At 50.0% G+C, this 5,127-nt stretch carries 5 protein-coding genes and 1 tRNA gene; 2 read left to right on the forward strand and 4 right to left on the reverse strand.

Annotated elements, in window-relative coordinates; genetic code table 11:
- Nucleotides 1-2,180, forward strand: a 2,180-nt coding sequence (locus Q0294_RS20050) for a cation-translocating P-type ATPase (protein WP_299469006.1), incomplete at its 5' end; no start/stop codon positions are given.
- Nucleotides 2,177-2,335, forward strand: a complete 159-nt coding sequence (ccoS, locus tag Q0294_RS20055) for a cbb3-type cytochrome oxidase assembly protein CcoS (RefSeq protein WP_299469008.1) — start codon at nt 2,177-2,179, stop codon at nt 2,333-2,335. The genes Q0294_RS20050 and ccoS, both read left to right, overlap by 4 nt.
- A gap of 235 nt (nt 2,336-2,570) precedes the next feature.
- Here the strand turns inward: ccoS and Q0294_RS20060 are convergent, their stop codons facing one another.
- From Q0294_RS20060 to Q0294_RS20070, 4 genes are all read right to left on the reverse strand, one after another.
- On the reverse strand, nt 2,571-2,771 hold the full coding sequence (locus Q0294_RS20060; RefSeq protein ID WP_299469010.1) for a cold-shock protein: 201 nt from the start codon (nt 2,769-2,771) through the stop codon (nt 2,571-2,573).
- A gap of 328 nt (nt 2,772-3,099) precedes the next feature.
- Complete coding sequence (locus Q0294_RS23490) at nt 3,100-3,237, reverse strand: DUF2905 family protein (protein ID WP_366917999.1); 138 nt, start codon at nt 3,235-3,237, stop codon at nt 3,100-3,102.
- 232 nt (nt 3,238-3,469) lie between these two features.
- Nucleotides 3,470-3,542, reverse strand: a tRNA-Lys gene (locus Q0294_RS20065).
- A gap of 203 nt (nt 3,543-3,745) precedes the next feature.
- A complete protein-coding gene (locus Q0294_RS20070; RefSeq protein ID WP_299469011.1) occupies nt 3,746-5,047 on the reverse strand; it encodes an O-acetylhomoserine aminocarboxypropyltransferase/cysteine synthase family protein in 1,302 nt (433 codons plus the stop codon).
- Nucleotides 5,048-5,127 lie beyond the last annotated feature (80 nt).

A 5,127-nucleotide genomic window follows, 5' to 3' on the forward strand; every position in this document is an offset into this window, starting at 1 on the left:
TCTACCGAATTCGATTTCATTTAGAGGGGATGCATTGTGCGTCCTGCCTGTTTGTGATTGAAAAACTTCCTGAATTCATGCCAGGCGTGATCAGTGCACGGGTCAATTTATCGACAGCGAGTGTGGATCTGATCTGGGACTCAACGCTCGTTCCCCTTTCCGAAATCGCCAGGACTCTGGATCGGCTCGGTTATCGCCCGCATCCCCCTCAGAACAACGACGCCCAGCGAATGTTCCAACTGGAGAACCGAAAACAACTGATTCGCCTGGGCATCGCCGGAGCCTGTGCCGGCAATGTGATGTTGATCGCGTTTGCCCTGTATGCAGGGATGTTTACCGGGATGTCTGCAGAACACTTAAACCTGTTTCGCTGGACGAGTGCTGGCCTGGCAATGGTCTCCATTTTATGGCCCGGGCAAGTCTTTTTTAGAGGTGCTTACTCTGCGATCCGAAACCGCATCCCCCAGATTGATCTTCCCGTTGCTCTGGGAATTACAATCGGTGGTATCGCGGGTGTGATCAATTCAATTCGAGGTACCGGCGAAATTTATTTTGATTCGTTAACGGTGCTGATCTTTTTACTGCTCGTCGGCCGCTACATTCAGTTTCGGCAGCAGCACCATGCGCTCAGCCACCTTTCATTATTGAAAAGTATTACGCCCCGAAGCGCCCGATTGATTTCTCATGGTGAAGTTCTGACCGTTCCGATTGAGGTTTTGAAACCAGGAGATCAGGTCGAAGTCAGAGCCGGCGATGTGATCCCCGCTGATGGAACTGTCTTTGCCGGTGATTCTACCGTCGATGAATCGATATTGACCGGAGAATCGCGGCCACGCGTGACACAAGCAGGAGACCTGGTCACCGCTGGTACGATTAATCTGACATCGCCTCTCAAAATTGATATTCAGGCGGTTGGCGAAAAAACCCGCATTGGCCGTTTAATGAATCTGGTCGAACAGGGAGTCAGTTCCAGGCTGCCAATGATTGAACTTGCGAACCGTATCGCAGGAATTTTTGTGGTAAGTGTGATTTTGCTGGCAGTAATCTGTTTTGTGATCTGGTGGTCCAGCGGAATGAAAATCGCTGTTTCAAACTCCATTTCGTTACTCATTGTCACTTGCCCGTGTGCGCTGGGTCTGGCAACTCCGCTGGCACTTGCCGTCGCGCAGGGAAAAGCAGCCAGGCGTGCGATTCTCATCAATTCCGGTGATGTCATGGAGCGACTGGCAACGCCGGGTTTCCTTTGGCTCGATAAAACGGGAACCCTGACGTATGGAAAAATGCAAGTTTACGACTGGAGCGGGGACCGATCTTTCCTCCCTCAGATTGGCGCCCTCGAAAAACAGGTTGTGCATCCGATAGCCACCGCATTCACGACTTATATTGACCAGCAATCCGAAATCGTTGACCCAGACAGTCTTTCGCTTCAGGAAATCGATTATACACCAGGTCTGGGAATTCGAGGTAAGGTGGACGGACACTGGATCTCCATCGGCAGTGAAGCATATATCACGGAGCAGGGCATACTGCTCTCTGCTGAGTTGGAGCAGAAAATGGCAGAGTATCGGCAGCGGGGTCTCACAGCCGTACTCGTAGTAGCAGACGAACAAGTTGTTTCCATCTGGGGGATCGGAGATGAATTGCGGGCCGACGCGTCTTCCACCATCCAGGAACTGAAGCAAAGTGGCTGGTCCATCGGAATCCTTTCGGGAGACCATCCGGAGATCGTTTCCCAGATTGCGGAATGTATCGGTGTTGAACCTGAGTTTGTGCATGCGGAGGTCCGCCCCGAAGAAAAGCTCAGAATCATTCAGGAATCGACCAGAAAAATGACAACCGTGATGGTGGGCGATGGTGTGAATGACAGCGCGGCGCTGGCGGCCGCTTCTGTCGGGATTGCCGTACATGGGGGAGCCGAAGCCAGTCTGCAGGCGGCGGCTGTCTATCTCAACCGACCTGGTTTAGCCCCGCTGAAAGAATTGATTGAGGGCGCATGCATGACAAATCACGTCATCTATCGTAATTTAATGATATCTCTGGTATACAATCTCTTTGCAGCAGGACTCGCACTGGGGGGGATGATCAATCCCTTCATCGCGGCACTGTTAATGCCGATCAGTTCCGTAACTGTCCTGATTCTGTCCTTTATGAATCGTGCTTTCCAGGAGCCGCCTTCTTGAGCGTCATCTATATCGCCTTACCAGTCGCCATCGCTTTAGCATTGGCGGCTGTGATCTCCTTTGTCTGGACAGTGTCGCGCGGTCAGTATGATGATCTGGAAACACCTGCTTTACGAATTCTCGAAGATGACGAGAAACGTCAGCCCAAAAAATAAGAAACCACTGGTTTCTTCTCAGGCCAGCAGGGACGGGAATCTGGCGGCAGTTCACAACCGGGCGAAAGATCGTAGCGGTAATTTGAAGCCGGGATCGTCACTCGGAAGTCTGACCGTGATCGAAAAAAGAGACCCGATCCGGTAAGCAAAGTACCCGAGATACAGAAACGCCCCGGAGATGAATCCAGGGCGTTTTTGCTGATTTATCACTGAAGTTGTCTTCAGAACTTACCGCTTATGAAGTGACTCGAACGGAAGTGGCACATGGCCCTTTGCGTCCCTGGCCTACTTCATACTCAACCATTTGACCTTCCTTGAGTTCTTCGAGAGTTTTTCCCTGAACCTCTGAATGATGAAAGAACAAGTCGCCTCGTTCTCCTTCAATAAACCCAAAACCTCGATCTGAAACCAACCTCTTGATTTTACCTTGTGGCATTTCTGCTCTCCAACATAATAACATACGACACACGGCAGCGCTGGCAGTGCAGCGACCCGTAGCCCAAATAAAGAAAGCAGATAGAGCCACAAAAAACCGAAGCGGAAGCTTTTAGAGAAGCTCAGCTACGCAGAATGAAGCGGGAAGAGAAGAACAACCCTGAGGCGGTTATAACTGCACCTTGTCTCTGCTCGTCACAACTGTTGCGACATCTGCATTATACTGGGTACTGACTATGTGTAAAGGGCGTTCAGGCCCCTTTACAACGATTCTCAGCAACCCTCAGTTCCCGCCATGACAGCGTAAAACCAGTGAATACAGGGGAATTTTACCGTGACAGGAGTCGCACCAGTCCTACAATCCCCGTCAGCAGCAAACTCAGCAGTACACATGTTGTGAGCGGAAAATAGAATCGGAAGCTTTCCCGCTCGATCAGGAACCGCGCTGGTTTGACATTAAGAATCACCGTTGACTCTTTAAGTTCAGACTCACCTACGAATCAATGCGAGTTTTCTTTTCCTAACAGAGTGGCCAAGGATTCAACAAAGCCGCTTTCCATTTCTGACGCAGGACAAATAGTCGAACGCGATTCTCACTGCCAGCGGAAACGTTTCGGATTCCGTGACAGCTCAAATGGGGCATTGAGGCCACACCAAATAAAAAAAGCCATAACCCGTGATGAGTTATGGCTTTTTAAGTGCCCCCGAAAGGAATCGAACCTTTAACCTACTGATTAAGAGTCAGTTGCTCTGCCGATTGAGCTACAAGGGCGAATGAAGCTGATGTCGGATATTCTAGTTCTCTCAAAATCATCCGACAAGCGAATTAACGTAACTTCTCTGAGTTGGTACAAAGAATTATCGTCAGACGTCTCCGAAAACATCGGCAAACTTTATTGAAAATCAGGAACCGGCTGGTTTTACCGCAGCTGGTTCCTGATTCGAATCTCTGGACTTTCGTGAAGGCTTGTTTGATCAAACTTGATCCAGAGCCTGTTTCAAGTCGTTGATTAAATCTGACTGATCTTCAGTCCCCACCGACAACCGAACAAAATCGGGAGTCACGCCGGAACTCAATTGTTCTTCCGCTGTCAACTGTTGATGCGTGGTACTGGATGGGTGAATGATCAGCGACTTGCTGTCCCCGACATTCGCCAGATGGGAGAACAGTTTCACACTGTTAATCAGTTTGATTCCGTTGGTCTTTTGCTGCTCTTGAGTAGCACCTTGAATGCCAAATCCAAACACAGCCCCACAGCCATTGGGCAAATATTTTTGTGCCAGCTTGTAGGAAGGATGTGACTCCAACCCGCAGTAATTCACCCAGGAAACCTTGGGATGACTTTCCAGGAACTGAGCCACCGCCATTGCATTCTGGCTATGCCGTTCCATTCTCAGATGCAACGTTTCCAGCCCCTGCAGGAACTGAAACGCATTGAAAGGACTCATCGCCGGTCCCAGATCGCGAAGCAGCTGGACGCGCGCTTTGAGAATGTAAGCGATATTCATGCCACCGAAGGTCTCGTAGAATTTCAGACCGTGGTAACTGGGATCAGGTTCGGTCATACCGGGGAATTTTCCATTATCCCAGGGGAATCCCCCTTTTTCGACGATGATTCCGCCGATGGAAGTTCCATGGCCACCAATGAATTTGGTACAGGATGCCACCACGATATCCGCACCATGCTCAAACGGACGCAATAACGCAGGGGAAGCCAAAGTCGTATCCACGATCAAAGGAATACCGGCATCGTGCGCGATTTTAGCAATGGCTTCAAAGTCAGGAATATCGCAGCGGGGATTTCCAATCGCTTCGATATAAACACAGCGAGTATTGTCATCGATGGCATTTTTGAAATTTTGGGGATCGCTCTGGTCAACGAATTTGGTCTTAATCCCAAACTTGGGGAAGGTATAATGGAACAGATTATAAGTACCACCATACAGGCTGGACGAAGAAACGATATTCTGTCCTGTTTCCACAATATTGAGAGTGGCCAGCGATTCAGCCGCCTGTCCGGAAGCGACCGCAAGAGCGCCCGCGCCCCCTTCCAGCAGAGCCAGGCGTTTTTCGAGCACATCGCAGGTCGGATTCATCAGCCGCGAGTAGATATTGCCGAATTCCTGCAGGCCAAACAGTCTGGCCGCGTGATCAGTATCGTTAAAGACGTAGGAAGTCGTCTGATAAATGGGAACCGCCCGTGAATTGGTCGCGCTATCGGGTTCCTGGCCGCCATGCACACAGAGAGTCGCTAATTTCAATGCTTCGGCATCCATTGTTAATACCTTTATGTAATGGGAATAATTCGGCTCTTGACAAGCACAATTGATATTTCAGAGAACTCATCCATCGGAAA

It is taken from the genome of uncultured Gimesia sp. (genome assembly GCF_937919775.1).
Lineage (GTDB): Bacteria > Planctomycetota > Planctomycetia > Planctomycetales > Planctomycetaceae > Gimesia.